This window comes from Paraburkholderia aromaticivorans (genome assembly GCF_012689525.1).
Classification (GTDB): Bacteria; Pseudomonadota; Gammaproteobacteria; order Burkholderiales; family Burkholderiaceae; genus Paraburkholderia; species Paraburkholderia aromaticivorans_A.
Genome location: NZ_CP051515.1, coordinates 1 through 24952, shown reverse-complemented (window position 1 = coordinate 24952; position 24952 = coordinate 1). Strand labels below are relative to the sequence as shown.

The window sequence follows — 24952 nt, the reverse complement described above, 5'->3', positions numbered from 1 at the left end:
CATGAAGCTGCGTAACGCCGCGCTGGCACTCGTCGCCACCGGTTTGATCTCTGGCTGCGCCACCGGCCCCGACCGCAAACCCGGCGACCCGTTCGAACCGGTGAACCGGGTCGTGTTCAATTTCAACGACGGCCTGGATCGCTACGTCGCCGTTCCGGTGGCGAAGGGTTATCAGAAGGTGACGCCGCAGCCGTTGCGCACCGCCGTGAGCAACTTCTTTTCGAATCTCGGCGATCTGGGCAACGCCGCAAACGCGCTGCTGCAGTTGAAAATCACCGATGCGACCGAGGACCTCGTCCGTTTCGCGTTCAATTCGACCTTCGGTTTGGGCGGCCTGCTCGATTGGGCGACGCCGGCCGGGCTGCCCAAGCACCACCAGGATTTCGGCCTGACGCTGGGTCACTGGGGCATTCCGTCGGGCCCGTACCTCGTCCTGCCGCTGTTCGGCCCGAGCACGGTGCGTGACAGCATGGGTCTTATCGTCGACGTGAAGTTCAACCCGCTGAACTACATGGAGCCGGCGGTGCGCAATCCGCTGTACCTGCTGCAGTTCGTGAGCGTGCGCTCCGACCTGCTGGGTGCGTCGGATCTGCTGCAACAGGCCGCGCTGGACAAGTACTCGTTCGTGCGCGACGCCTATACGCAGCAACGCCGCGCGCGTCTGCGCGGCACCGACAACGCAGCGCCGCTGCCGAACTATGACGATCAGGGCGATTCCGGCGCCTCGGAGACACCCGCAGCCGGCGCGCCGGCGGCTGGCGCGCTGCCGAACTACGCCGACCCGGGCGACGCAGCGGAAGCCCCGAATGCGGCCTCTGGCGCTGCCACGGGCGCCCCGGCGGGCGTGCCCAACTACAGCGATCCAGGCGAAACGCCCGCGAGCGGCGCAGCAGGTTCGACGCCGACCGTGCCGGCTGCCACGCCCAACGGCGCTTCAGGCACGGCCGCACCGACACCGCCCGCCGCGCCGGCCGACAGCACACAACCGGCTTCAGCGCCGGTGACGCAATAAGTATTGGGATTTAGACGGGGCGCCCAGAACGGGCGCCCCGTAAAGCCGAACTCGACGCTGGCACAGAACAGGACGAGTTACCGCTTAGCGCGTCGGCGCGCAATGCGCCGCAGCCTGCGTTAGAGCCCATCAATCGGTTCAATGCAGGCTATCCACCTCGGCACGCGGCGCAACCCGCTCTTCTTCGACGGCAACCGCGCCTTGCGACACCGGCCGCGAATCCTCGCGATAGCGGGCAAACGCTTCATCCGCATAGCGAATCCGTGTGCGCCCGTGAGGCGCCGGCTCACCGTTCTCGTCCAGGTTGACGAACACCATCTTCTCGACGGTCAGGATGCTTTTGCGCGTGATCTTGTTGCGCACTTCGCAGCTCAGCGTGATCGAGGTGCGGCCGAAATGCGTGGCCGTCATACCGAGTTCGATGATGTCGCCCTGCCGCGCCGAGCTGACGAAATTGATCTCCGACATGAACTTGGTCACAACGCGTTGATTGTCGAGCTGGCAGATCGCGTAAATCGCGGCTTCTTCGTCGATCCAGCGCAGAAGACTGCCGCCGAACAGCTTGCCGTTGGGGTTCAGATCTTCGGGCTTGACCCACTTTCTGGTGTGGAAATTCATTTGGTACTCCGTGTTCGAGGCACCTAGGCAACCGGCTTAGCGCCGCAGACTAGGGTTAACACTTACATTGTACCAAAGATAAGGGTTTTCCCTAGTTCTGCAATATCTGTTGAATAAAGGGAAGTGCCGCAGCCGCGCGAGCGTTTCAGGCGATGGCCATGCGAAAAGCGCCTGCCTCACCGATCGCTCGCCGCGCCTGGACCAGCGAGAGCCGCGCCGCCCGGGCGTCGACGGCAACCTGGATCAGCGCGCCGAGTTGCGACGGCTGTCGCATCAATTCCCGCAGAATCGGCCCGAGCGCCGTGCTGCCGTCGTCGCGCAGGCCGGCGGTCGCCGCGGAAGGCAGCGTGCGCCACGCCGGATCGACGATCGCGCGGCACACGGCAAACGGCACGCCTTGCGCGGCAGCCTTCGCGCCGGCAATGTGCGACTCCATATCCACCGCCAAGGCACCGTTCGAGCGATGCAGCACGTCCTTGTCGCTCGCGCTCACCAGAGGCGCGGTGACAGCCGCCATGAGGCCGCGCCGCAAACGTGTGGAGAGCGGCCCAGCCGCCAGCGCGGCCGCGAGCCTGTCGGACCATGCCCGATCGGTCTGGAGGCGCCCAAACGGCCCCTCGACGGCATCCGCGACGATCAGCGAGCCCGGCTCCAGGTCCGGCGCCAAACCGCCCGCCGTGCCGAAACTGACGATGCCCGAACAGCCGCGCTCGACCGCCACGCTCAACGCGCGCTCCAGCAGATCGGCGCGCGCCGCGTAGACGACCTCGACGCCTTCGCCTCGGGCGATGCGCGCCTCGAACGCCATGCCCGTCACCACGATCACCGGCAAGGGACTGCGACCGTCATCGGCGGACGGCGGGTTGGGAAGCGGCATCCGTTATATCCCGACCGCGACGCGCGTGAGGCCGTTGCGCTTCAGATGACGGAAGCGCGCCAGCGCCCACAACGGGAAGAACTTGCGATAGCCGTGATAACGCAGATAGAACACGCGCGGGAAACCGGTCGCGGTGAAACGCGTTTCGTCCCACAAACCGTGCTCGCGCTGTTCACGCTCCAGATACGCGACGCCGCGCGCCACCGCTTCGCGATTGACCTCGCCTGCCGCCATCAGGCCCATCAGCGCCCACGCGGTTTGCGACGCCGTGCTCGGCGCGCGCTCGTAGCCGTGGTAGTCGAGCTTGTAGCTCTCGCCGCCCTCGCCCCAGCCGCCGTCGTCGTTCTGGATCGACAGGAGCCACTGCGCCGCGCGCTTTATGCGCGGGTCGTCGTGTGGCAGGCCGGCTGCGTTCAGCGAACACAGCGCGGTCCACGTGCCATAGATGTAGTTCAGGCCCCAGCGGCCATACCAGCTGCCGTCCGATTCCTGCTCCTTCAGGATGTAGTCGAACGCGCGTTGCGCCGGCTCGCTGTTCTGCGGCATTTCGCCGAGTTGCGCGAGCATCGACAGACAGCGGCCCGACACGTCCGCGGTCGGCGGATCGAGCAAGGCGCCGTGATCGGAGAACGGAATGTTGTTCAGGTAGTACTGCGTGTTTTCCGGCTCGAACGCGCCCCAGCCGCCATCGCTGCTCTGCATGCCGACCACCCATTCGCGCGCCCGCGCGATCGCTTCGCGATCGACATCCGATTGCGTCAGCGCCGCCGAGCGTTGCATCGCCATGACGACCACCGCCGTATCGTCGACGTCCGGGTAATGCGCGTTGTTGTACTGGAACGCCCAACCGCCCGGCCGCACATTCGGACGGCGCGAGATCCAGTCGCCGCGCACGTCGAGAATCTGCAGCGGACGCAGCCACGCGAGCCCGCGTTCGGCGGCCTGTTCGGCATGCGCCTCGCCGGTTTCGAGCAGCGCGTGTGCCGCGAGCGACGTATCCCACACCGGCGACAGACACGGCTGGCAATAGGCTTCGTCATCCTTGATGACGAGCAGCTTGTCGATCGACTGGCGAGCAATCGCGCGATTCGGATGATCGGCCGGATAACCGAGCACGTCGTACATCATCACCGAGTTCGCCATCGCGGGGAAAATCGCGCCGAGGCCGTCTTCGCCATTCAGCCGTTCGTCGACGAAAGCCACCGCCGCACGCACCGCGCGCTCGCGCGTGGCCTTCGGGAACAGGCCATCGACGGCGCGCAGCAGCACGTCCACGCCACTGAAAAACCGGAACCAGCCGGCGTGCTGATGCGGCGCCCGATCGCGCGGGCCGGTGTTGACCGGCGCGCCGCGAAACAATTCGTCGATGCGCACGCGGCGCGGGTTGCGCGCCACCGGCCGCTTCGCATTGAGCACGAGCAGCGGCACGATCACCGTACGCGCCCAGTACGACACCTTCGACAGATGGAACGGGAACCACATGGGCAACAGCATGATCTCGACGGGCATCATCGGCACCGCGCGCCACGACACCACGCCGAACAGCGCGAGCAGAATCCGCGTGAAGACGTTCACTGTTTCGGCGCCGCCGTGGGCGAGAATCGCCTCGCGCGCGCGAACCATGTGCTCGGCGTCGGCCGGGTCGCCGATCATTTTCAGTGCGAAATACGCCTTCACGCTGGCGCTGATGTCGAGCGCGCCGTCGGTGAACAGCGGCCAGCCGCCGTCGGGCAACTGGATGCGGCGCAGATAGCGCGCGATCTTCTGTTCCAGCTCCACGTTCGGCGTTTCGCCGAGATAGTGAACCAGCAGCACGTATTCGGCGGGAATCGTCGCGTCGGCTTCGAGTTCGTAGACCCAGTGGCCGTCCGGCTTCTGCGCGGCGAGAATCGCCTCGGTCGCGCGCGTGATCGCGGCGTCGAGCGATGCCGTGGGCGCCTCGCCCGTAACGGCCGGCGCGGGCGCGCTCGGCGCTGCGTCGGCGAAATCGGGCAGGACGGCGTCCAGCGGTTGGGCTTGAGATAAATCGTTCATCGGCGTTCCATCGGTTCATTCAGCAACGTATCCGCGGCCTTCTGGCCGGAGCGGATCGCGCCTTCAATCGTCGCGGGCAGGCCGGTAGCCGTCCAGTCGCCCGCGAGCATCAAGTTATTCCAGCGAGTACGCGCGCCGGGCCGCCGCGTTTCCTGATCCGGCAGCGCGGCGAAGGTCGCACGTTTTTCCACGACGACTTGCCAGGCCGGCATCGGCGCGACCGGCAAGCTGGCCGCCTGCGCCACTTCGGCCCAGACGGTGGCCGCGAGTGCCTCATGCGGCGTGTCCAGCAACCGCTCAGCGCCGTTCACGGTCACCGACAAGCGCCCTTCGAAAGCAAACAGCCACTCGGCCGTGCCGTTGAGCAGCCCGGTGACCTGCGGCAAACCGAATGGCGGCTCAACCGCGAAATGCACGTTGACGGTCGCCGCGAAGCGCGTCGGTGCGCGCAAACCTTGCACGAGCGTCTGCGCGATGTCTGGTGGCACCGCGAGAATCACGGCATGGTTCGCGTCGAGCGCGATGCTTTCGGCGGCGAAATTCAGCGCTTGCACGCGGCGGTTGTCGGCGGCAAAGACGATTCCGTCCAGGCGCGAACCCAGCCTGATCGCCGCGCCGCCATGTTGCAGCAGGCGCAACGCCGGATCGACGAACGCGCTGCCGAGGCCGTTGCGCGCCACCAGCGGCCGGCACGCGAGGCCGCCGGCAAGCAGCGCTTCGCGCACCATGGCGCCCGTCAGTTCCGCCGACGCATCGCGCGGCTCGACGTTCAGCATCGCGTGAAACAGCGGCCGCAGCAGACGGTCCCACAGCGGACCGTTGCAACGCATGCTCTGCGCGACGCTGCGCCCCGGTCTGGCAAACAGAAGCGGCGCGAGCGCCAGATAGTCGCCCGGCCCGGTGTTCGGCACGCGCGCGTTCGGGTCGAAGACCCACCACGGCAGATGTCCCGGCGACAGGCGCACGGTCCAGCGCGCCCGCGTGGCCAGATCCATGAACGGATATTCGGGCTGGGCCGGGCCGACCAGTTCGTCGGCGGCGCCGATCGCCCGCGCGTAGTTGAGCGTCGCGGCATTGCCCGACACCACCATGTGATTGCCGGTGTCGAGCGTCGCGCCCAGCTTGGGGTCGTAGTACGAGCGGCAACGGCCGCCCGCCTGCGCAGCCGCTTCATGCAGCACGACGTGCGCGCCGCGCCGCTGCAGCTGCACTGCGGCGGCCAGGCCGGCAAGGCCTGCGCCGACCACATGTACGAGCTTTTGCATCAGTTCAGAAGAGCGCGTAACGCGCGACGATCCACAACATGCGGAGTTTCGGCTTGCTGACCTTCGTCCGCGGAATGTCGAAGCCGCGCTCCAGCGTCCGTTCGAGCAGCACGCGATACACGCCCGACATGATGCGCGGCGCGCGCACGTGGTTGCGCGGCTCGCGGTCCATGATCGCGTCGGAGGCGGCGAAGTGCTCCTTGGCCCGCTCGGCGAGCGTGGCGCACACGCGCGGCAGCGACGGATCGTCGGCGATCTGCGTGGGATTCGTCACCGCGATGCCTTCGCGCGCCAGCAATTCGTGCGGCAGATAGCAGCGGTTGATGCCGGCGTCTTCGTCGATGTCGCGCAGGATGTTGGTGAGTTGCAGCGCGCGGCCCAGATGATGCGCGAGCAAACGGCCGGGCTCTTCCTGCATCCCGAATATCCTCACCGATAGACGGCCCGCCGCGCTGGCGACCCGGTCGCAATAGAGGTCGAGCGTGTCTTCATCGGGTGCGCAGATGTCTTCGGCGGCGTCCATCGCCATGCCGTCGATCATCGCGTGAAAATCTTCGCGTTGCAGATGAAACGTATGAATGTGCCGCGTCAGCGCGCGCAGCGAAGCGCGCGGCGCGCCGGCATAGCACGCGTCGATATCGGCCCGCCAGCGCTCGAGCGCGGCGACGCGTTCGGCGCGCGGCAGGTCGCTGTCGGCGATATCGTCGACGGCGCGGCAGAAAGCGTAGACCTGATACATCGCATCGCGCTGCGCGGCCGGCAGGATGCGCATGGCGAGATAGAACGAACTGCCGGATGTGGCGGCAGCGGCGTCGATTTCTGTATCGTCCACGACAAGATTGGAAACAGCCAAGACGATCTCCGCTGGAGGCGCCCGCTGAAAGGCGTTCAAGAAGTTTTATGCCTGCCCGCAGGGCCGGCGGCACGCGCGCGCGGACACGCGCGAAACACCCGGCTGGGAGGCCGGAAACGGCAAAAAGTATATCAACGTTTGCGAGATGCCGCAGTTTCGTCGGCGGATATGGGGCCGGAAGGAAGCCTGGCGCGCGTCAGGCAGTGCGCGTCACGGCACGCTCTGTGGCTTACACGGCGTCTCTTGCAAGGCGAAACGCCGCTCCCGTGCGACATCGTCAGACGAACGCGACCGAGCGGTTGCGTCCTTGCCGCTTCGCGCTGTAGAGCGCGGCGTCGGCTTCGTTGATGAGCACGTCGTACGACGCCACGCCGACCCGGGCCGACGCGCCGCCGACGCTCGCCGTCACCGGCACGCTCGTGCCCTGCACTTCAACCGGCGTGTCGGCGATCGTGCAGCGGATCTTTTCCGCGACGCGCATCGCGTCGTCGAGCGGCGTGCAAGGCAGCAGCAATGCGAACTCCTCGCCGCCGAAGCGCCCGAAGGTGTCCTGCGCCCGCACCACCTCGGCGACGCGCTGCGCCATCACGCGCAACACCGTGTCGCCGACACCGTGGCCGAACTGGTCGTTGATTTTCTTGAAGTGATCGAGATCGAACAGCAGCACCGACATGTCGCCGCCGTAGCGCTGCCAGCGCGTGTATTCGCCGCGCAGGCGGGCTTCGAAGAAGCGGCGGTTGGCGATGCCCGTCAGGCCGTCGCGATCGGCGTATTCCTGCAGCTTCGCGACGGCCTCTTCGCGTTCGCGCTGCACGATGCTCACGTGCGTGACGTCGGAAATGGTGACGCACACGGCCACCACTTCGCGCTCACGCATGAGCGGCATGAAGGTGCAGTCCTGCTGCATGAAATCGACGCCGCCGGTAATCGGCCGGTCGTGATCGAACTTGAAGAGATACGGGCGCTGTTCCCACGAACTGAACGCAAAGCTGCCCAGCTGAAACACGCTTTCGATCTTGCGCGACAGCCACACGCGCGGCAATTCCGGAAAATGCGTGTACAGCGACCTGCCGACCACCTGATCCGGCGTCAGTCCGCTGTGATCCTGCATGAAGCGATTCCACATGAGCACGTTCATGTCACGGTCCAGCACGAAGATGCCGAAACCAACACGTTCGACCACCAGATCGCTCAACGAGTCCACGGGCACATTCATAGGCTCGACAACAGCGCGTCGAGCGCCCCGTTCATGTGGCGAATCGATTCCTCGGCCATCAGCATGACGAGGTGCGCGCGGAAACTCTGGTCTTCGAGCGCGAAATTCACTTCGACCAGCAAGGCCACTTCCCATTGCAGCACGCCGGGCTGGAAAACTTCGTCGAGCGTCATGGCTTCGCCGAGCAAACCCGGCGCGGAGAAGATCGGCGTGCGGCCGAGCTGGTCGAGAATGCACGACACGCAGGCGCCGGTCAGCACGTTGGCCACGTCGAACACCAGTTCTGTCTGGCTCACCGCCTCGTAAGTCGAGCGCGAGTACGGATCGCTGACGAGCGCGCACAGTTGCTCGATGCTGTCGCTGCGGCAGATCACCAGCGCCTCGCCCTTGATATCGGAGCGGAAGCCCTGGCGCACCGCGCTCACCGTGTCCTCGATCCCGGTCATCTCCCGCAGCGCCTGCGCCGCCTCGCTGACCGCCACCACCTTCACGCGCGGCACCGACAACTCGATGAACGCATCGAGCAGCCGCGCAAGACGCGTCGCGGCTTGGCCCATCGCCAGATTGGCGACCTCCTGCAGCGCGTCGCGCTGATCTTCGTTGAGGACTGGCTCAGACATACAACCCGTACTCCTTGAGGATGGGTAGTACCGCCTCGGGCGTCACGGGCTTGGCGATGAACGCCGCGGCGCCGAGCGCGCGCACGCGCGACTGGGCCATCGGCTGAACATCGGCGGAGACGACGATGACGAAGGTATTCAGATCCTCGTGCTGCAGCGCTTCCAGCACCTGATAGCCGGTCATGTCCGGCATGGTCAGGTCGAGGAACATGACCGACGCTTTGCCTTCACGATACAGAGCGAGCGCTTCGCGCCCGTTCGATGCGTAAGACACGTCGACCTCCCAGTCCGGCGGCAATGCCTTGGTGAGCACCTTGCGGGCAAGCAACGAATCGTCGGCGATCACAATTGGCAAAGGCATGGGCGGGTCGGAAAGCGGAATTAGCTCATTCGCGTTAACGGCGGATCGAGGCGGATTCTTTAGCGCGAAGTCTGTCGACCAACGGCAAAGTGGGCTGAAGCTTGCTGAAATGCGGATTGCAGGCGAGCGGGGAGCGCACGCGGCGAGGCGCGATGGGCGGAACCGGTGGGCACGCCTGAGAGCGTACGCGCACGGTGGACGACGGCGATGACCGGCATGTTCGAGCCTACCCCGTAGATGAATCCGCGCGGCTTCGTGGATCGGGCTGGTCCCTTGCCGCGCACGTGATTCCGCGAGCGCCTTCCGCCACGCGTGGTACGCGTGGTTTGGCTGGGTGCCCTCGCGGCAGATGCGTCCGAACATGGCGGACGCATTTTTATCATGGCGCCGATTTTCGAAGTAAAACGGCGGAAAGGCAACTCGCCAATTTCACTTTCATTAAAGAGATTTTCCCATTAAATACTATTTATAGAAATGTTTTGGTAGATTCGGAAGGAATTCTCCTGCTTCCATCCTTTTGTGTACGTTTGCGCTTCTCGATTCGTCGCTGTTTTAAAAGCAGACAATTGAGTCGCGGGTCGCGGCGGCCCGACAGTGGCCTCAAGGCGGTCCGTTTGCCGCGGGTAACTTCTACTGCCGCTCCGTGTCTATGCTTCTCGTATGATGCTGACTCCTGGCCTCTGCGTCCCGAACGACCTTCGCTTTATCGACAATGACACCAGACCGGTTCGAACCGCCGCCCGCGAGCCGCCTTGCCGCTAGCCGGCAGAATGAGGCGTTGTTCCCCGCCGTGCCGGAACAGAATTTCCATGTGCGGCGCATTACGCTGATCGCGCTGCTGATCGTGGCGATCGTCCTGCCTTGCGCGTATGTCGCGGCCATGGCCATTAGCGATCTGCGCACGCGCGATGCCGACGCCACCGACATGACGCTGCGCACCGTGCGGATCGCCGAAGAACACGCGCTGAAAGTGTTCGACATGAACGAGACGCTCGACGCGCGCATCGTCGATCTGACCGAGGGACTGGACGACGACGGTATTCGCGCCCGTGAAGCCGCCATTCACGAGAAGCTGCGCGTCATGGGCGGCGGCTATCCGCAAGTGGCCGCCGTGTCGATCTTCGGGCGCGACGGCGCCTTGCTCGCCAGCAGCCGCTACCTGCCGTCGCCGGCCATCTCGGTCGGCGAGCGTGAGGATTTCATCGGCATTCGCGACGGCAAGGATCTCGAGCATGTGTCGAAGGTGATGACGGGACACGTGGCCGGCGAACAGGTGTTCAACATGGGCGTCGAACGGCCCGGCGCCGACGGCTCGTTCGCCGGCGTGGTCTCCGTCGCGCTGCGGCCGAGCTATTTCGACGCGTTCTACCGCGAACTGCTCGGCGGCAACAGCAGCACGCCGATGACCATGAGCCTCGTGCGCACGGACGGTTCGATCCTCGCGCACTATCCGCGCACGCCGCGCGAGCCCAACGCCATGGCCCCGCAAACGCCGTTCGCCGAAGCCCTCGCGCAGGGACGGCGGGCCGGCGTGGTGCGCATGCATTCGAACGTCGACGGCGAAGATCTGATCCTCGCGTTCCGCCACGTCGGCTCGTATCCCGTGTACGTGGTGTGCGGCTATCGTGCCTCGGCGATCTGGGCCGCGTGGTACCGGCACCTCGGCGTGCTGATCCTGTCGATGTTCACGCCGTCCATTGCGCTATGGTGCGTGATCTGGTTGTCGCTGCGCCGCCTCGGCGCCGAACAGGAAGCGTGGGAGCGCTGGCAGGCCGAAGCGTCCATGCGCCGCTCGATCGAATCGGCGTATCGTCAGTCGCGCAAGATGGAGGCCCTGGGCACGCTAGTCGGCAGCGTCGCGCACGATTTCAACAATCTGCTGATGATCCTCTCGGCCAACGTGCAGATCGCGCGGCGGCGCGGCGTAGCGGGTCTGGACCGCGAATTGTCGGCGATGGAGCGGGCGCTCAAGAGCGGCCAGTCGCTTACGCGGCAATTGCTCGGCGTGGCGCGCAAGCAGCCGCTGCGCAACGAGACGCTGTCGCTCGAACGCTGGCTGCCGGCGTGCCGCGAGTTGCTGCGCGCCTCGCTCGGCGCGAAGGTGTCGCTGGTGATCGATATCGGCGTCGAGATCTGGCCGATGCGCGTCGACGTCGCCGAACTGGAGCTGGCGCTCATCAACGTCGCGGTGAACGCGCGCGACGCCATGCCCAACGGCGGGCGCTTCACGGTGCGCGCCACCAACATCCATTTCCGGCACGAAGACGGCTTTCCGCTGACCGGCGACTTCGTGCAACTGTCACTCGAAGATACCGGCGCGGGCATGGCGCCCGACGTGCTCGCGCGCGCCTTCGAACCGCTGTTCACGACCAAGCCGAAAGGCATGGGCACGGGCCTCGGCTTGCCGCAGGTTTTCGCGTTCTGCGAGCGCTCCGGCGGCCTCGCCGCGATCGACAGCGCAGTCGGCGCGGGCACGTCTGTGCGTCTCTATCTGCCGCGCGCCACGGCTGCGCCGGAGGTCGACGGACCGTCGGAATCCGGCACCGAGGAGAGCGGCGCGCCGCCGGGCTTGCGCATTCTGCTGGTCGAGGACAACGAGGAAGTGGCCGCCGGCACCGAAGCCCTGCTTCAGATGATGGGCCATCAGGTCACGTGCGTCTTTAACGCCGACACCGCGCTGCGCCTGTTCGACGACGCCCACGCGCGGCAAGCGCGCACCGGCGAACCGCTGCCGTTCGATCTGGTGCTGTCCGACATTCATATGCCCGGCACCTTGAACGGCATCGATCTGGCCGAGGCGGTGCTCGCATTCGACACCAAACTGCCGGTCATTCTGGTCACCGGCTACGCGGAAGAACTCGATCGGGCGCGCCACGTCGACGTGCGCGTCCTCTCCAAGCCGTTCGATATCGGTTTGCTGGAAGAACTCCTGCAAACGATCCAGCGCGATCTGACGCAGACCGGCGCCGACCCGGCGGCGCATCCGGCGGAGTAAGGCCGGCGCTGGCGGGCGTGGACCCAAGTCTGGCATTTACCGGTGGTTGTAAAAGCGCGGCGGCGGTATGCCGCGCTTTTTTCGCCGACGCCGCGCGCGGGTAGGCGCCAGCAGGCGTGCAGGCCCGCCGCACGGGCCCGGCATGAACGTTGCGGTGTACCGGGGCAGGGAGGGCGGCGCGTTGGCGCGTCGTCCGTTGTGCCTCAATACGTCGGGAGACAGCCATGCGACACACCGTGATTGGTTTATTCGACACCTATGCTCAAGCGGAAGCTGCGCGCGACACGCTTGTCCAAACCGGTTTCGGCCGCGAGACGATCGAATTGCAGGCGAATCCGGAACCGTCGGTTGGTTCCGCGACCGACGAAGTTGCCAGTTCGGGTGTGCTGGCAAATATCGAACGCTTCCTGTCGAGCCTGTTTGCAAGCGGTCCACGTGCGCCGGAAACAGCGCGCTACGCCGAGGCTGTACGCCGCGGCGCCGTGCTGGTGTGCGTCAACGCGGTGAGTGAAGCCCATGCGGACCTCGCTCGCACTACCTTGACGAGACTGGGCGCGACCGACATCGGCGAACGCGCACCCGATTGGGACGCGCCAATCGACGAAACCGGGCGCGAGCATTCTGTCCTCGATGAGCTTGGCATCGGCGCCGTGATGCCCGGCACGCCGCGTACATCGAGCGTGTCGACGCAGGCCGCAGGCGCAGCCGCTGCGGACGCGGCTGCGCCTGCACGGCCTGCCACGATGGCTGAGCCGAGATACATGGTGCCGCCGGGCAGCACCGACGCCGAGCCGTTCGTGCCGCCGCCTCTCAGCGAGCGACCTGTGATGGATCCGGTCAACGAACCGGTGACAGATCCGCTGGTCGGCGACGTGGGCCGTAGCGCGATCGCCGCAGGCTCGATGCCGGGTTCGGGCGCGATCATGCGGCCGTCCGAAGTCGTTTCCGAAGCGGGTCAGCCGACCGCCGGTTTAGGCGCTCAGATGCCGAACGAGTATCTCGAGTACGAGGAAGATTTCCGCGCGCACTACGACGAGCAGTACGCCGCCGAAAACGCACGTTACGAAGACTATGTGCCGGCCTACCGCTATGGCGCGGAGATCGGCAAGGACATGCGCTATCGCGACCAGCCTTGGGACGACGTGGAACCGGAAGCACGGCGCCATTGGGAAAGCACGTCGCCGGACAGCACGTGGGAGCGTTTTAAGCTAGCCGTACGTCACGGCTGGGAGCGGGTGACGGGACATCATCACGTCTGAGCGTGAAAGCGTTCGTGGCGGCAGGCCGTGAGGTCACGGCATGCCGCCGCGTTGAGTCGTTTGATCGGCTCGCTTCTGTACCGCGCTGCTACCAGGCCGGCCGCGTCAAGCAGCGCCCCGGTGCTTGACCCACGCAGCGTAGCGATCGACGAAAGACTGTAGAAACTTGCGCGTACCGTCGTTGAGGATCTCGCCTTTTTCGTTGATGACCGCCGCATCGTGCTTGATGAACACCTCGGGTTGACCGAGCACCGCGACATCGAGATACGCCAGCACATTGCGCAGATGCTGTTGCGCCAACGCCGTGCCGGTCGCGCCCAGCGACGTGCCGATTACGGCGCCGGGTTTGCCGCGCCAGGAATTAGTGCCCCACGGCCGCGAACCCCAATCGAGCGCGTTTTTCAGCACGCCGGGCATGGAGCGGTTGTATTCAGGGGTGACGAACAGCAGGCCGTCGGCCGCTTCAATGCGCTGCTTCAAGTGCTTGCCAGCTTCCGGGTAGTCGGCGTCGTAGTCCTGGCTGTAGAGCGGCAATGAGCCGATATCGATGAATTCGAAGGTGAAGTCCGACGGCGCCAGCGAGATCACGGCTTGCGCCAATTGCCGGTTGAACGACTCTCGACGCAAGCTGCCAACGACGACTGCAATGTGATGGGCCATGATTCGCTTCCTTGTGTGGGGCGCTCGAGGCGCAAAAGGGTACGAACTGTCCATCATAGGCAAAAGCCACGCGGGCGGGGACGGCGGGCGCCAAAATACCGGCGCCGGGACTATTGAGGCAGTACGACGGGGTGGGGCGCGGTGGATAACTTTGATGCGCACAAAAGTTATCCACAGATTCGCTGAATAACCTTGTGGATAACTGGTACTTTTGCCTTGTCAATCAAGCATTCTTTCGGCCTAGGACGTTTTGAGGCAAACGGGTGTTTGCTACTGTCCTGTTCCGACCGAAATCGACGCGTCAGGCATAAATGACCGGTGAGGTGCGCCGCGCGAGCACGTCTAATTGATGGAGGATCGAGCCATGACTTCGAATTACGCAGGTAAATCCCACGACGAAGCGGTCGCTGCTCGCAAGAAGCAAAAGCAGCGGGCACAGGAACAGGCCGGGGGCGAGATGGCCGTCGACGGTACGGAAGCGGACGCCTTGCATAGCAGCGGCGAGTTGTCCGAACGCGGCAAGGAAGTGTGGCGCCACGGTAGCGGCATGGATGGCGGCGGGAAGATTTAGTCGCCGGCAGCGGCGGGGCCTATTGTCTTGCGCCGCCGCACTGCGCCTGGCGTTTGGTGATTTGCGGTGGCGACTTGCCGAGCCACTCAGGCGAGGCGTTGTGCCTTGCTGCCTTGCTGCCTTGGTGCCTTGGTGCCCCTGCGTCACGAGATTGCCTCGCTCCGCATTCAGCGCGTCATTCCGGCACCGCGATGTCGCCATCCACCAATTGCCAGCCGTAGGTTTCGGCGAACGACTGCGCCGCTTCGGCGTCTTCGAAAAAGGGCATGTCGGCGTGCCCCTGGAACGGGTAGATCACGCGTTCGTCGCTCAAGCGGATCACTTTCAGCGTCGGCACAGTGCCGCTCGAAGTACGGCGCGACGACGCCATCACCTGATAGTTCGCGCGGCCCGTGAGCGCCGGAAGATTCGCGCCCTGTGAGCGCCTGGAAGCTTGACTTGCCATTGGCGCGCGCATCAGAGTCCAACGATCGACTGGCCGGCAACCATGCCGTCGATGACCTGCTCTGCGTAGCTGGTTGAAGCAATGCGCGCGTCGCCGGCCGCGCCGAACGGTGAACGACTCGGCACGCGAAACACGCGGCTGCTGGTCATTGTGTCGTCGGTGCCGCGGCGGCAGATTCGCACGGCGGCATCGAAGCCCGAATCGTAGTGGCGGATGCCATCGAGACCGCTCGGCTGGTGCGGATACACCAACGGATAGATCTCAAGACCTCGATAGCTTCTGATCGTATTGCCCATGATGCTCGTCTCCGGTGATGGCTTCCGTGGAACGTGGCTTCGTTGTCGGGCGCAATGCCCGCCAGATCGCGGCGTACCAGCGAAACGTGGTGTTGATCGACGATGTGCGTAAAGAACGGCCGCTTCAATTAGGCCAGGTTGACGACACCGCGGAGCTGCGTAGAAGGAAGGGACCCTGTTCAGTTCAGGGCGCTGTGATGCGAGGCGTTTGCGTCAGGGACCGCGCGCGATGCGCAGGAGAACTGCAAGCTGTTGACCCACTGTAACACGTTAGTAGGGTGAGCATTGAACGCATTTGCGTGCCGGGCGCGAGTGTTGCTTCGGAGTGCCGGGTATTGTTTTCCGCTTGTGTAATGTGCCACTTCCCTTGGGCTGTGTTTTTCTGGATTTTTATTGGCCGAGGGCGTTTGCCGCGTTGATTTGGGCGGTCGTCGCGCTGCGCGGAAGACCTCACGCCAGCATCATGCAGCCGGTCTGATTTTTTGCTTCAAAAGCAAAGGGCGCCACTATCGGCGCCCTTCTTTTTGACTTCTTAAACTTCCTCGTCGACGGGTCCGCGCCCGTCAGCCGCTCAGTTGCCGAAGAACACGTTGCAGTACGACGCCGGGCCGTTGCATTGCGACGGAGCGGCAGCGTGAGCTGCGCCGGAAGCGGCTGCAAACAGGGCGACGGAAGCGATCAGGGCGGAAAGAATGCGTTTCATGGTGCGGCTCCTCAGCGTTTGGTTCGCGATCTGGTGCGATCGATGGACTGAAGAATATCGACTGAGCGTCCACTGAAAAACAGCGAAGACAATAAGACTTTATTTCAAATCCTGAAATAAACCGGTCGGCCGTCTGATGCAATTTCGAGCCTTCATCGGCGATGGACATGCCTTGCGCGGGAGTGCACTTCCAGCACCGCTACTTGGTAATTTCCATTTTCGCAATAATCTATTGTCGTTGTCATAACCACCCGCGCGGTGCGACTAAGCTCATCTGGTCATCGCTTATGGTTGGGCCTATGTTCAATACCGATTCGATTGCGCAAGCGTTCGCGGGAGAATGGCGCACGCGCTCAGCCACAGTGCGAGGAAAACCACCCGCTTATGAATCGCTACGATCCAGGAAAAAACATGCGACAGGCAGGATCGCACCACCGGGGCCGTCCATGGCGCAAGTAGGCGGGCCGGCGCTCGACGATCCTGTCTATCTGACGCAATTGCGGCGCGACCTGGTGCGCTTCGCCCGTTTGCAATTGCGCGATGCCGCCGCCGCGGAAGACGCCGTCCAGGAAGCGCTCGCTGCGGCATGGACGCAAGCCGATCGATTCGCCGCGCAGTCGGAGCACAAGACCTGGGTGTTCGGCATCCTGCGGCACAAACTCGTCGACACCCTGCGCGCCCGGCAACGCACGATCAACCTGTCCGCGCTCGAATCCGAACTCGACGGTGAAGGCTTGCTCGATCGCGAGCTGTTCAAGGACAACGGCCATTGGTCGCGCGAAACCAAGCCGCGCCCGTGGCCGACGCCTGAAACCGTGCTGCGTCAGCAACAGTTCTGGACCTTGTTCGAGATGTGCCTCGAATGCTTGCCCGAGCACATCGGACGCGTGTTCATGATGCGCGAATTCCTCGATCTCGAGACCGAGGCGATTTGTGCCGAATTGCAGATGACCGCCAATCATTGCAGCGTGCTGATCTACCGCGCGCGGCTGCGCTTGCGCACTTGCCTGAGCGAAAAGGGCCTATCCAGCGAGGACGCAAATGGGGAAATGTAAGCACATCACGCGCTTGTTGTCCGACGCGCTCGACCGCTCCTTGACGACCGGCGAGTGGGTCGCGATCCGGCTGCATCTGCCGACCTGCAGTGGCTGCCGCAACTATCGAAAGCAGATCCGTCTGCTGCGCGTGGCGGCGCATACCGTGAGCGGAATCGCGACGCCGGGCGCGGTGAATAGCGACGATTGAAGCGGGCTGCAAGTGCGGCACGCGCGGTGCTTCGCTGTCATGGCGCGTGTGAGCGCGCCACCAGGTCTAGCGCTCGCCGGGCGGCGTGTCCCGATAGCGCTCGAAGAAACGCGCGTGCGACGCTTCGTCGATCGAAACGGGATGCGGCGTGGCGCCGGCCGGATGTTTCTCAAGCTGCGCGCGCGTGCGAATCGGTCGATGCTGGAAATTGCCGCCGCAATTTGGACACACGTTGCGCAGCGTAGTGAGCGCACACACTTCGCAGAAGGTGCACTCGTACGTGCAGATCATGGCATCGGACGCGTTCGGCGGCAGTGACTTGCCGCATCCCTCGCAGGACGGTCTCAGTTCTAGCATGGTGGCTCCGCGTTTTCAGGGAAGCGAACTGCGGGAGCGCAGTTCGCCTGCCGGGCAGTGTAAGCGTCGCCGGCCGTCCGGAATGGACAGCCGCGCGTCAATTCCTGCCAACGCCGCGAGAGCCTGGTGCGCCGTCAAGTCAGCACGGTCCACAACACGAGCGTGAGCGCGAGGCCGACGACGGACACGATTGTCTGCAACACCGACCAGACCAGCACGGTCTGTTTCAATTGCAGGCCGAAATACTCGCGGACCATCCAGAAGCCCGCGTCGTTCACGTGGCAGAAGAACACCGAGCCCGCGCCGATAGCGAGCGCCATCAGCGAATTGTGCGTCGCGCTGAGGCCGGCGACGACCGGTGCGACGATGCCGGCCGTCGTCGTCGTGGCAACCGTCGCCGAGCCGGTCGCCTGACGCAGCGCGACCGCGATCAGCCACGCCAGCAGAATCAGCGGCATGTGGGCGCCGACCGCGATCTTGCCGATGGTCGAGCTGATGCCGGCCACCACGAGCGCCTGCTTGAGACCGCCGCCGGCGCCGATGGTCAGCAGCAGCGCGGCGATCGGCGGCAAGCTCTTGCGCAGAATCCCGCCGACGCGTTCGCGCGCCATGCCCCGCGACCAACCCAGCGCCACCACGGCGAACAGCACGGTAAGGCCGAGCGCGATCAGCGGCTCACCCAGGAAATTCAGCGTGTCGAACAGGAATGTTTCGGGCTGAAGCAGCAGCTTGGCGACCGTGCGCCCTAGCATCAACACGACAGGCAACAGGATCGTGATGAGCGAGATCGCGAAACTCGGCGGCTCGCCGGTGTCTTGCTTGGCGCTGAAGAGCTTGCCCATTTCCTCCGGCTCGACGACGTGCATCCGCTTGGACAACCAGATGCCATACAGCGGACCCGCGAGAATCACGGCGGGAATCGCGACGATCAGGCCGAGGCCCAGAGTCAAGCCGAGATCGGCATGCAGCGCGCTCACCGCGATCAGTGGACCCGGATGCGGCGGCAGGAGGGCGTGCAGCGTGGTCATGCCGGCCAGCGCCGGAATCGCGATGCGCAGGATCGGCTGCTGCGAACGGCGCGCCATCACGAAGATGATCGGCACCATCATCACGAGGCCGACTTCGAAGAAGAGCGGCAAGCCGATGATCAGCGCGACGACCGCCATCATCCACGGCAGCGTGCGGGGCGTGGAGTGTTTGAGAATGGTCGAGACGAGCCGGTCGGCCGCGCCGGATTCCGCCATGAGCGCACCGAGCATGGCGCCGAGCGCAATGATGATGCCGACGTCGCCGAGCAACGCGCCGGCGCCTTTACTGAATGCGCTGGCGACGGCCTCGAGCGGCAAGCCGGCTGAAAAACCCGCGGCAAACGTGCCGACCAGAATCGACAGGAACGGCGCCAGTTTCAGCGCGCTGATGAAAACGATGATCAGTACGAGCCCCAGCACGCACGACAAAATGAGTTGGGTGTCGTGAGATGACCACGGCGCGAGTGTTGTCGTCAGATGCACGGTGTTCCTTTTTTGTCGAATGACTCCGCCGCGGCCGGGCGCGGATGACGAATTGTAGCGGCGGCTGAAGATTCGACGCAGTTAGGCAGGCAAATCGCAGGCCGTCGTGCTTCGTTTCATTCGCGTGATTTGCTTATGCGAATTTATCGGTTCGTCCAGGCTTGCAGACGAATTATCGTCGGAGCCAATCGGTCCGTTTTGCGTCCGTCATTTTTACGAGCCCTCTCATGTCACGTCATCCGCTGCTCACGCGCCGCGCGTTCATTGCCGGCGTGGGCGCAACGCTCGCCGCCGCCACGCTGCCTGCCATCTCCACGTCCGCTTTTGCCGCCGAGGCGCACGCCAAGGAATTCCGCATCGGTTATCAGAAAGCCGCCAATACGCTCGTGTTGATGAAGGCGCACGGTACGCTCGAAAAACGGCTCGCGCCGCTCGGCATCACAGTCAAATGGACCGAGTTTCCTGCCGGACCGCAGTTGCTGGAAGGACTGAATGTCGGCGCCATCGACTTCGGCTATGTAGGCGAGGCGCCGCCCGTGTTCGCGCAGGCCGCCGGCGCGAACTTCGTCTACGTCGCCTATGAGGTCCCGACGCCGCACGCCGAAGGCATCCTCGTGCATCAGAATGCGCCGATTAAAACTCTGGCCGATCTGAAGGGCAAGAAAATCGCCTTCAACAAAGGCTCGGATGTTCACTGGTTCCTGGTCGCCGCGCTGCAGAAAGCCGGCGTGAAGTACAGCGAGATTCAGCCGGTCTATCTGGCGCCCGCCGATGCGCGCGCCGCCTTCGAACGCGGTTCGATCGATGCATGGGCGATCTGGGATCCGTTCCTCGAAGCGGCGAAGCGGCAGTCGAACGCGCGCTTGCTCGCGGATGCCGACGGCATCGTGAGCCATCACCAGTTCTTCCTGAGCGCACGGTCGTTTGCGGAACAGAACGCCGATGTGCTCGCGATCACGATGGACGAAGTGGGCAAAGAAGGCGCGTGGGTGCGAGGGCATTACAGCGAGGCCGCCGCGCAGCTCGCGCCGATTCAGGGGCTCGACGCGGGCGTGATCGAAGCGGGTTTGCGGCACTACGCGCACGTGTACAAACCTGTCGATGCGAACGTACTCGCGGAACAGCAACGTATCGCCGATACATTCAGCGAGTTGCGCATCATCCCGACGAAGATCGTTACCAAGGATGCGGCGTTGCCGGGTAGCAAGGTCTAGATTTGCACGTTGGCCTTCATATATCCAGCTTCGAGTTGAGCACCTTGCTACGCCATTCAGGCGAATAGCGCGGCGACGTTTTCCGGCGGGCGGCCGATTACGGCTCGCCCGTTTCGCACGACGATCGGCCGTTGCAGAAGAATCGGATGTTTCGCCAATGCTTCGTATAACTGAGTGTCAGTCAAGGCGGTGTCGGAAAGTTGGAGTTCCTTGTATTCGGCTTCGGTGTCGCGAATCATTTCACGGACGGTGCAGCCTAGTTGGGCGTTGAGTTGCTTGAGTTGTTCGACCGTGAGTGGATGCTTCAGGTATTCGACGATTTCTGTGGCTTCGTTTGCGCTGTTGTAGGTGGTGGTGATTAGCTCACATGTGGCACGCGATTTTGAGCAACGGGGGTTGTGGTAGATCGTGATCATGGTTTTTTGGGGGTGATGGGTGGCTTGCGACTGCATGTGTGCTGCGGTCGGCGGGGTGGGTTTTCACTTGAGTGATTTTAACGGGTGGGGAGTTGGCAGGGCGAGGCTTGTTGCAGAGCTTTGGTATTGGCGGAGTCGGGCGGTGCGCGGTGGATGCGGATTCACAAGGGGTAAGGTGCTTTCGAAATCGTGTGACGCGCATGGTGGTCGCGTTCGGCCAAATTTTCCGGATTGATGAGGTATTTTTCTGTTCGGCTCGCCAGCGAATTTATTGCGCGTTTGCCAAATGGTGTTGGACGCGATGGACCTTGTTGGGTCTTTATGAATCACCTGCCCTGCGGTGCGTGAACGCGGCCTCGTGGGCTCGTGGGCTCGTGGGCTCGTGGGCTCGTGGGCTCGTGGGCTCGTGGGCTCGTGGGCTCGTGGGCTCGTGGGCTCGTGGGCTCGTGGGCTCGTGGGCTCGTGGGCTCGTGGGCTCGTGGGCTCGTGGGCTCGATTAAGATCGAACTCCGTGCAGCGTGAGTCTTTTGGGCTGCAGATGCTCTGAGCAAAGGGGCTTGGCTGAGACGTTGGTTAAGTGTTGGGCCATCAATCCTGTTGTTAGTGGCTATGGTCCACGCTTTATGCGCATAAAGCGGCGGGGCTGATCGTCCGCTATAGCCCAACCGCGCAAAGCGTCGCTGTTTGCAGCCCGCGGACGCAGTGTCCAACGCCCCCACCGTCGAGGCCGAGAATGGGGGCCATCGCGGCGGCTCCTCGGCTCTCGGCTCGCTCACCGCTTCGACGCAGTGAGCTACTAGCCGGCTCTCTCTGGCAAACAATCGTCACAGAAGAGCCTGCTGCGGGGAGTTTATGCGCATAAATCTCGCGGCTATTTCCGTCGACCTGTCACGCGTTGGCCGCTAGCGCATGTCGCGTTGTCGGCAAAGCCCGCGTTGACACATACAGCGATCCGGGCACGGCACGAAGGCATTCGAATTGGCGTCGTCCTATCTAAACCGCTTGAGCGCTTTCAGCGCTGACGCGGCTATTAATCCACGGCCACTCGCAACCATTACAGCGCGGCGCATCGACCAAACTCGGCGGCCGCGACGTGTCGCCCCCGCAGCATCCCTCAATCGTCACAGCGTCCCAATCACCGCGCCTCCATCCTTTATGCGCATAAACCTATCCCGAACGGCTAATCCTTCTCGCGTTTACACAAAAACGATTGAAATACAAATTCATCCAGGTAAAATCCATCTGCGTCTAAAAAGAGGAGGTGAAGATTGGCTGCAGAAATCATCGCGGTAACTCAGCAGAAGGGCGGGGTCGGGAAGAGCACAATCGCGATGCACCTCGGCGCTGCGTTTCATGAGAAAGGCAAGCGCGTCCTCGTCGTAGACGCAGACGGTCAAAACACGCTGATCCACTGGGCCAGTGCATCATCAGACGGCGACACCGGTATCCCCTTTCCAGTCGTCAACCTCTCCGAAGCAGGCAGCCAGATCCATCGCGAGATCAAGAAGTTCGTGTCTGACTACGACATCATCGTCGTCGACTGCCCGCCTTCTATCACCGAGAAAGTCTCCGGCGTCGTCCTTCTCGCCGCAAGCGTCGCGGTGATCCCGACATCGTCGTCGCCCGCCGACTATTGGTCGAGTATCGGATTGGTGAAGCTCGTCCAGCAGGCTCAGGTCATGAATGAAGACCTGCGCGCGGTCTTCCTGCTCAATAAGACCGAGGAGAAACGGATGCTGACGCGCGAACTGAAGCGCGCGTTGGAAGAGCTCGGGTTCCCGCTGCTCAAGACACAGATCCCAACACGCGAGGCCTACAAGCAGGCCATGGCGTTAGGGCAAACAGTGCTTCAGATGAATGATCGCGGCGCCAAGCTGGCCGCCATCGAAGTACGGGCGTGCGCGAATGAGATCGCCGCCTTGCTCCCGTGAAATTTATGCGCATAAAGGACCCTGAATGAAACCCTCCCAATTCGCCAAAGGCTTTCAAGCACGTCCTGACACAACCAGCAGCGAAAAGCGAACCGCGCTCGATCGGCTGAACGCTATCGACGGCCTGGTCAAGAATGATCCGAAGAGTAGCGAGACGGTGAGGCGTTCCATCGCGCCCGTCATGCCGTCGCAGAGCATCGCCGAAATCGACGCCGCTGACACGGCCAATGAATCGGCGGCCTACCGCACATGGCGGAACGAGCACGGCTACAGGCCGGGCCAGGTCATCGAGTTGGCGCTCAAGACGATCAAGCCGAGCCCCTTCAATCCGCGGCACTTCTATCTGAAGTCGTCGATTGCCGAACTCGCAGTCAATCTGGCAAAGCAGGGGCAGCAGCAGGCGATTCACGTCATCCCGGATTACGACAATCCCGGCACCTACTACGTCAGCGACGGCGGACGACGAGTGCGGGCCCTGAAAGAAGCGAACAAGGAAACGGTGAAGGCGATCGTCATCGATCTGCCGATCGGTATCCAGAGCTACAAGCTCGGCTACGACCTCAACGTCCAACGCGATTCGCAGACGGTGTTCGACAACGCGGTCGTATGGAAACGCTTTCTCGACGACCGGCATTTCCAGAGTCAGAAGGAACTTGCCGAACACCTCGGGCTAGACGAGTCGACCGTTACGGTCGCCTTGTCGATCGCCAAATTGCCTGAGGTCGTCATGCACGAGATGGTCGCGCGATCGGACCGCTTCGGCTCGAACATGGCGTATCAGGTGGGTCGTTATCACACTGCCCGCGGCGCCGACGCAACGCTGCGTCTGATCAACAAGATCCTCTCGGACGATCTGAGTACGCGGCAAGTCGCGGACATCGTCAAGGGAAGAGCGACCGCCCAGGAAAGCACCAAACCTGCGGGCCGGCAACGCTACGCGCAGCGCCTGGAAATCAAACTCGACGGTGTTTCCGTCGGCGATCTTAAATCGTATGGGGATGATCGAATCGAACTGCGCCTGAAGGGGCTCACGCGTGAAAAGCGTGACGACATCCTTCGCCAGATTGAAAAGATGTTGAAGTAGGAAAGACTGGTATAGAGAGGGGGCGGGGCAGCAGCCGGTAGCCGCACCCCGCTCAGTGACTACGCCGCGCGCGACTGGCTCAGCGTGAAGGCAAGCAGATCACCATCGGTAGGCTCGCCCCAGGTCTTGCGAGCCAGCCAATCGAAGAATGCCGTTTCGACGATCTTCGAATCCAGCCCGCGACGGCGCCAGTCGTCGCGCATGTGCGTGCCGAGTCCCGGTAATTCATCTTCTTCAAACGACTGCCGCGCGATGTCCCGCTCGGACTCACCTTGTTCGTCATACAACTCGCGCGCTTCCTTGCGGCGATACGCCGAGTACTCGCCAAGCAGGCGCGCCTTGAGGTCGTCGGCCGGCGCGGCAACCGCGGCCTTGCCGCCACTACCGGACGGCAGCGCTTCGACCGGCGGCGCGTAACCTTTCTTCAACGCATCCTTGAACAACGCCGGCGCACTGCGCACCGCCGGCAACGACGTGCTGCGCATGCGTTGCTCGGTCATCTGGAGCGCGGCGCGAATGCGATTTTCTTCGCTGTCGGCGTAGAGTGTTTGCGCTTCCTTCAGCGGGATGCCGATCTTCACCATCCTGTCGACCAGCGTGCTGTCGAACACGTTCGGATGTTCGTCGAGCGCGAGCATCGGCTGCTTGCGTTCGGTCACGCGGAACTGGATCTCGGCGACCCGTCGCCCTTCGCGATGTTCGATCAATTCGACGAAAATGTTGGTGACGGCGTTGACCTCGGCGATGGCCGGGCGCAAGTAATCACGCTTGAAGTACTTGTATTCGCGCTTCGCTTCATCGCCCGCTTCCGTGTCCGGCGTGCCGGAGAGGATAGGGCGCCACCATTCCCACGTCTCACGCATCGTCAGATGGCTCGGGTTGGTCAGGTAGCGCACGCAAATCTCGTACAGCGCAAGACCCGCGCTACTGCGCAACTGGCTCTGGAACTGGAGACTCAGGCGGGCGTATTGGACCGGATCGAGCAGCTTTTTCTTGATCTTCGGCGCAAACGAGAATTCCACCCAGACACGGCGAGTGGTCGGGTCTTCGAGAATTTCCGCGTCTGCAATCAGCGTGGAAATACCCCATTTCCGGCCTGGCTTCTGACTGGACGTGCCGGTGCTCCATTCAACCTGCACCGACACCATGCGCCGCAAGTGCTCCTTGACGAGCGCGGTGTCGTTGGAATCAAACGCGGAGTTCGCGACGATGTCGGACAGCAAGGCCCGATACGTGTCGCCGGATTCGTCCGCTTGCTGAGCCACGGCCAGGAGCACGTTGAACAGCTTACGGGTAAGGAGCGTGATTTTGCCGCTTTTGGGCTGAATCGCGATCGCCTCGACGGCTTTGCGCAATTCGGCCGAGCTCGGGCTGACTACGTCGGTCTTCTTCGCGCGCTTCGTGGCCAT

24 protein-coding genes and 2 pseudogenes are annotated in these 24952 nt (G+C 63.5%); 10 read left to right on the top strand and 16 right to left on the bottom strand.

Annotation, left to right across the window (positions count from 1 at the left end; translation table 11 throughout):
* The first annotated feature begins 1 nt into the window (after position 1).
* Positions 2-1012 (top strand): MlaA family lipoprotein, encoded by a 1011-nt coding sequence (locus HF916_RS11865; RefSeq protein ID WP_168789152.1) that lies wholly within the window; start codon positions 2-4, stop codon positions 1010-1012.
* 138 nt (positions 1013-1150) lie between these two features.
* On the opposite strand, the gene HF916_RS11860 is transcribed toward HF916_RS11865, so the two are convergent.
* The 8 genes from HF916_RS11860 to HF916_RS11825 all read right to left on the bottom strand — a co-directional run bounded on the left by HF916_RS11860 (position 1151) and on the right by HF916_RS11825 (position 8856).
* A complete protein-coding gene (locus HF916_RS11860; protein ID WP_168789151.1) occupies positions 1151-1630 on the bottom strand; it encodes an acyl-CoA thioesterase in 480 nt (159 codons plus the stop codon).
* A gap of 145 nt (positions 1631-1775) precedes the next feature.
* Positions 1776-2507, bottom strand: a complete 732-nt coding sequence (locus HF916_RS11855; RefSeq protein ID WP_168789150.1) for a phosphorylase — start codon at positions 2505-2507, stop codon at positions 1776-1778.
* A 3-nt stretch (positions 2508-2510) separates the two neighbouring features.
* Positions 2511-4541 (bottom strand): squalene--hopene cyclase, encoded by a 2031-nt coding sequence (gene shc, locus HF916_RS11850; RefSeq protein WP_168789149.1) that lies wholly within the window; start codon positions 4539-4541, stop codon positions 2511-2513.
* Complete coding sequence (gene hpnE, locus HF916_RS11845) at positions 4538-5806, bottom strand: hydroxysqualene dehydroxylase HpnE (protein ID WP_168789148.1); 1269 nt, start codon at positions 5804-5806, stop codon at positions 4538-4540. Before hpnE ends, shc begins: the two co-directional genes overlap by 4 nt.
* Before the next feature lie 4 nt (positions 5807-5810).
* A complete protein-coding gene (hpnD, locus tag HF916_RS11840) occupies positions 5811-6659 on the bottom strand; it encodes a presqualene diphosphate synthase HpnD (RefSeq protein ID WP_168789147.1) in 849 nt (282 codons plus the stop codon).
* A gap of 277 nt (positions 6660-6936) precedes the next feature.
* On the bottom strand, positions 6937-7875 hold the full coding sequence (locus HF916_RS11835) for a sensor domain-containing diguanylate cyclase (RefSeq protein ID WP_168789146.1): 939 nt from the start codon (positions 7873-7875) through the stop codon (positions 6937-6939).
* Complete coding sequence (locus tag HF916_RS11830) at positions 7872-8495, bottom strand: chemotaxis protein CheC (RefSeq protein ID WP_168789145.1); 624 nt, start codon at positions 8493-8495, stop codon at positions 7872-7874. Before HF916_RS11830 ends, HF916_RS11835 begins: the two co-directional genes overlap by 4 nt.
* Positions 8488-8856, bottom strand: coding sequence for a response regulator (locus tag HF916_RS11825; protein ID WP_168789144.1), 369 nt, complete (start codon positions 8854-8856; stop codon positions 8488-8490). The genes HF916_RS11830 and HF916_RS11825 overlap by 8 nt, the downstream gene beginning before the upstream one ends.
* A 712-nt stretch (positions 8857-9568) precedes the next feature.
* Between HF916_RS11825 and HF916_RS11820 the strand changes: the two genes are divergently transcribed.
* On the top strand, positions 9569-11851 hold the full coding sequence (locus HF916_RS11820; protein ID WP_168789143.1) for a hybrid sensor histidine kinase/response regulator: 2283 nt from the start codon (positions 9569-9571) through the stop codon (positions 11849-11851).
* 224 nt (positions 11852-12075) lie between these two features.
* A complete protein-coding gene (locus tag HF916_RS11815; protein WP_168789142.1) occupies positions 12076-13110 on the top strand; it encodes a hypothetical protein in 1035 nt (344 codons plus the stop codon).
* Positions 13111-13215: 105 nt separating this feature from the next.
* Here HF916_RS11815 and HF916_RS11810 read toward each other — a convergent pair whose 3' ends face one another.
* Positions 13216-13770: an NADPH-dependent FMN reductase gene (locus HF916_RS11810; RefSeq protein ID WP_168789141.1), complete on the bottom strand. Its 555-nt coding sequence runs from the start codon at positions 13768-13770 to the stop codon at positions 13216-13218.
* A gap of 364 nt (positions 13771-14134) precedes the next feature.
* Here HF916_RS11810 and HF916_RS11805 point away from each other — a divergent pair, with 364 nt between their 5' ends.
* Positions 14135-14341, top strand: a complete 207-nt coding sequence (locus tag HF916_RS11805; RefSeq protein WP_168789140.1) for a hypothetical protein — start codon at positions 14135-14137, stop codon at positions 14339-14341.
* Positions 14342-14516: 175 nt separating this feature from the next.
* On the opposite strand, the gene HF916_RS11800 is transcribed toward HF916_RS11805, so the two are convergent.
* The 3 genes from HF916_RS11800 to HF916_RS51480 all read right to left on the bottom strand — a co-directional run bounded on the left by HF916_RS11800 (position 14517) and on the right by HF916_RS51480 (position 15785).
* A complete protein-coding gene (locus tag HF916_RS11800; RefSeq protein ID WP_240975519.1) occupies positions 14517-14786 on the bottom strand; it encodes a DUF6723 family protein in 270 nt (89 codons plus the stop codon).
* A gap of 11 nt (positions 14787-14797) precedes the next feature.
* Positions 14798-15082: a hypothetical protein gene (locus HF916_RS11795; RefSeq protein ID WP_168789138.1), complete on the bottom strand. Its 285-nt coding sequence runs from the start codon at positions 15080-15082 to the stop codon at positions 14798-14800.
* A 571-nt stretch (positions 15083-15653) separates the two neighbouring features.
* Complete coding sequence (locus tag HF916_RS51480; RefSeq protein ID WP_013341997.1) at positions 15654-15785, bottom strand: hypothetical protein; 132 nt, start codon at positions 15783-15785, stop codon at positions 15654-15656.
* Positions 15786-16231: 446 nt separating this feature from the next.
* Here HF916_RS51480 and HF916_RS11790 point away from each other — a divergent pair, with 446 nt between their 5' ends.
* Together HF916_RS11790 and HF916_RS11785 are read left to right on the top strand one after the other, a co-directional pair.
* Positions 16232-16840 (top strand): RNA polymerase factor sigma-70, encoded by a 609-nt coding sequence (locus tag HF916_RS11790; protein ID WP_168789137.1) that lies wholly within the window; start codon positions 16232-16234, stop codon positions 16838-16840.
* Entirely contained in the window at positions 16827-17030 is a 204-nt protein-coding gene (locus HF916_RS11785; RefSeq protein WP_168789136.1) for a zf-HC2 domain-containing protein, read from the top strand. Before HF916_RS11790 ends, HF916_RS11785 begins: the two co-directional genes overlap by 14 nt.
* Before the next feature lie 66 nt (positions 17031-17096).
* Here the strand turns inward: HF916_RS11785 and HF916_RS11780 are convergent, their stop codons facing one another.
* Positions 17097-17387, bottom strand: coding sequence for a DUF1272 domain-containing protein (locus HF916_RS11780; RefSeq protein WP_168789135.1), 291 nt, complete (start codon positions 17385-17387; stop codon positions 17097-17099).
* A gap of 134 nt (positions 17388-17521) precedes the next feature.
* Positions 17522-18898, bottom strand: coding sequence for a gluconate:H+ symporter (locus HF916_RS11775; RefSeq protein ID WP_168789134.1), 1377 nt, complete (start codon positions 18896-18898; stop codon positions 17522-17524).
* Positions 18899-19125: 227 nt separating this feature from the next.
* Between HF916_RS11775 and HF916_RS11770 the strand changes: the two genes are divergently transcribed.
* Positions 19126-20112, top strand: a complete 987-nt coding sequence (locus HF916_RS11770; protein WP_168789133.1) for a sulfonate ABC transporter substrate-binding protein — start codon at positions 19126-19128, stop codon at positions 20110-20112.
* A gap of 56 nt (positions 20113-20168) precedes the next feature.
* Here the strand turns inward: HF916_RS11770 and arsC are convergent, their stop codons facing one another.
* Positions 20169-20528, bottom strand: coding sequence for an arsenate reductase (glutaredoxin) (gene arsC, locus HF916_RS11765; protein ID WP_168791970.1), 360 nt, complete (start codon positions 20526-20528; stop codon positions 20169-20171).
* 1268 nt (positions 20529-21796) lie between these two features.
* Here arsC and parA point away from each other — a divergent pair.
* The 3 genes and pseudogenes from parA to HF916_RS11750 form a co-directional block, all read left to right on the top strand.
* Entirely contained in the window at positions 21797-22459 is a 663-nt protein-coding gene (parA, locus tag HF916_RS11755; protein WP_012428795.1) for a ParA family partition ATPase, read from the top strand.
* 25 nt (positions 22460-22484) lie between these two features.
* Positions 22485-22596 (top strand): annotated as a pseudogene (locus tag HF916_RS52025) (ParB/RepB/Spo0J family partition protein); the annotation flags it as partial.
* 77 nt (positions 22597-22673) lie between these two features.
* A pseudogene (locus tag HF916_RS11750) lies at positions 22674-23543 on the top strand (ParB/RepB/Spo0J family partition protein); the annotation flags it as partial.
* A 59-nt stretch (positions 23544-23602) separates the two neighbouring features.
* Here HF916_RS11750 and HF916_RS11745 read toward each other — a convergent pair.
* Complete coding sequence (locus HF916_RS11745; RefSeq protein WP_168789131.1) at positions 23603-24952, bottom strand: replication initiation protein; 1350 nt, start codon at positions 24950-24952, stop codon at positions 23603-23605.

Bases quoted from the DNA above. Each gene is read 5' to 3' on its own strand.
- HF916_RS11865 (WP_168789152.1), top strand. From the start codon at position 2: ATGAAGCTGCGTAACGCCGCGCTGGCACTCGTCGCCACCGGTTTGATC.
- HF916_RS11860 (WP_168789151.1), bottom strand. From the start codon at position 1,630: ATGAATTTCCACACCAGAAAGTGGGTCAAGCCCGAAGATCTGAACCCC.
- HF916_RS11855 (WP_168789150.1), bottom strand. From the start codon at position 2,507: ATGCCGCTTCCCAACCCGCCGTCCGCCGATGACGGTCGCAGTCCCTTG.
- shc (WP_168789149.1), bottom strand. From the start codon at position 4,541: ATGAACGATTTATCTCAAGCCCAACCGCTGGACGCCGTCCTGCCCGAT.
- hpnE (WP_168789148.1), bottom strand. From the start codon at position 5,806: ATGCAAAAGCTCGTACATGTGGTCGGCGCAGGCCTTGCCGGCCTGGCC.
- HF916_RS11835 (WP_168789146.1), bottom strand. From the start codon at position 7,875: ATGAATGTGCCCGTGGACTCGTTGAGCGATCTGGTGGTCGAACGTGTT.
- HF916_RS11830 (WP_168789145.1), bottom strand. From the start codon at position 8,495: ATGTCTGAGCCAGTCCTCAACGAAGATCAGCGCGACGCGCTGCAGGAG.
- HF916_RS11825 (WP_168789144.1), bottom strand. From the start codon at position 8,856: ATGCCTTTGCCAATTGTGATCGCCGACGATTCGTTGCTTGCCCGCAAG.
- HF916_RS11820 (WP_168789143.1), top strand. From the start codon at position 9,569: ATGACACCAGACCGGTTCGAACCGCCGCCCGCGAGCCGCCTTGCCGCT.
- HF916_RS11815 (WP_168789142.1), top strand. From the start codon at position 12,076: ATGCGACACACCGTGATTGGTTTATTCGACACCTATGCTCAAGCGGAA.
- HF916_RS11810 (WP_168789141.1), bottom strand. From the start codon at position 13,770: ATGGCCCATCACATTGCAGTCGTCGTTGGCAGCTTGCGTCGAGAGTCG.
- HF916_RS11805 (WP_168789140.1), top strand. From the start codon at position 14,135: ATGACTTCGAATTACGCAGGTAAATCCCACGACGAAGCGGTCGCTGCT.
- HF916_RS11800 (WP_240975519.1), bottom strand. From the start codon at position 14,786: ATGGCAAGTCAAGCTTCCAGGCGCTCACAGGGCGCGAATCTTCCGGCG.
- HF916_RS11795 (WP_168789138.1), bottom strand. From the start codon at position 15,082: ATGGGCAATACGATCAGAAGCTATCGAGGTCTTGAGATCTATCCGTTG.
- HF916_RS51480 (WP_013341997.1), bottom strand. From the start codon at position 15,785: ATGAAACGCATTCTTTCCGCCCTGATCGCTTCCGTCGCCCTGTTTGCA.
- HF916_RS11790 (WP_168789137.1), top strand. From the start codon at position 16,232: ATGGCGCAAGTAGGCGGGCCGGCGCTCGACGATCCTGTCTATCTGACG.
- HF916_RS11785 (WP_168789136.1), top strand. From the start codon at position 16,827: ATGGGGAAATGTAAGCACATCACGCGCTTGTTGTCCGACGCGCTCGAC.
- HF916_RS11780 (WP_168789135.1), bottom strand. From the start codon at position 17,387: ATGCTAGAACTGAGACCGTCCTGCGAGGGATGCGGCAAGTCACTGCCG.
- HF916_RS11770 (WP_168789133.1), top strand. From the start codon at position 19,126: ATGTCACGTCATCCGCTGCTCACGCGCCGCGCGTTCATTGCCGGCGTG.
- arsC (WP_168791970.1), bottom strand. From the start codon at position 20,528: ATGATCACGATCTACCACAACCCCCGTTGCTCAAAATCGCGTGCCACA.
- HF916_RS11745 (WP_168789131.1), bottom strand. From the start codon at position 24,952: ATGGCCACGAAGCGCGCGAAGAAGACCGACGTAGTCAGCCCGAGCTCG.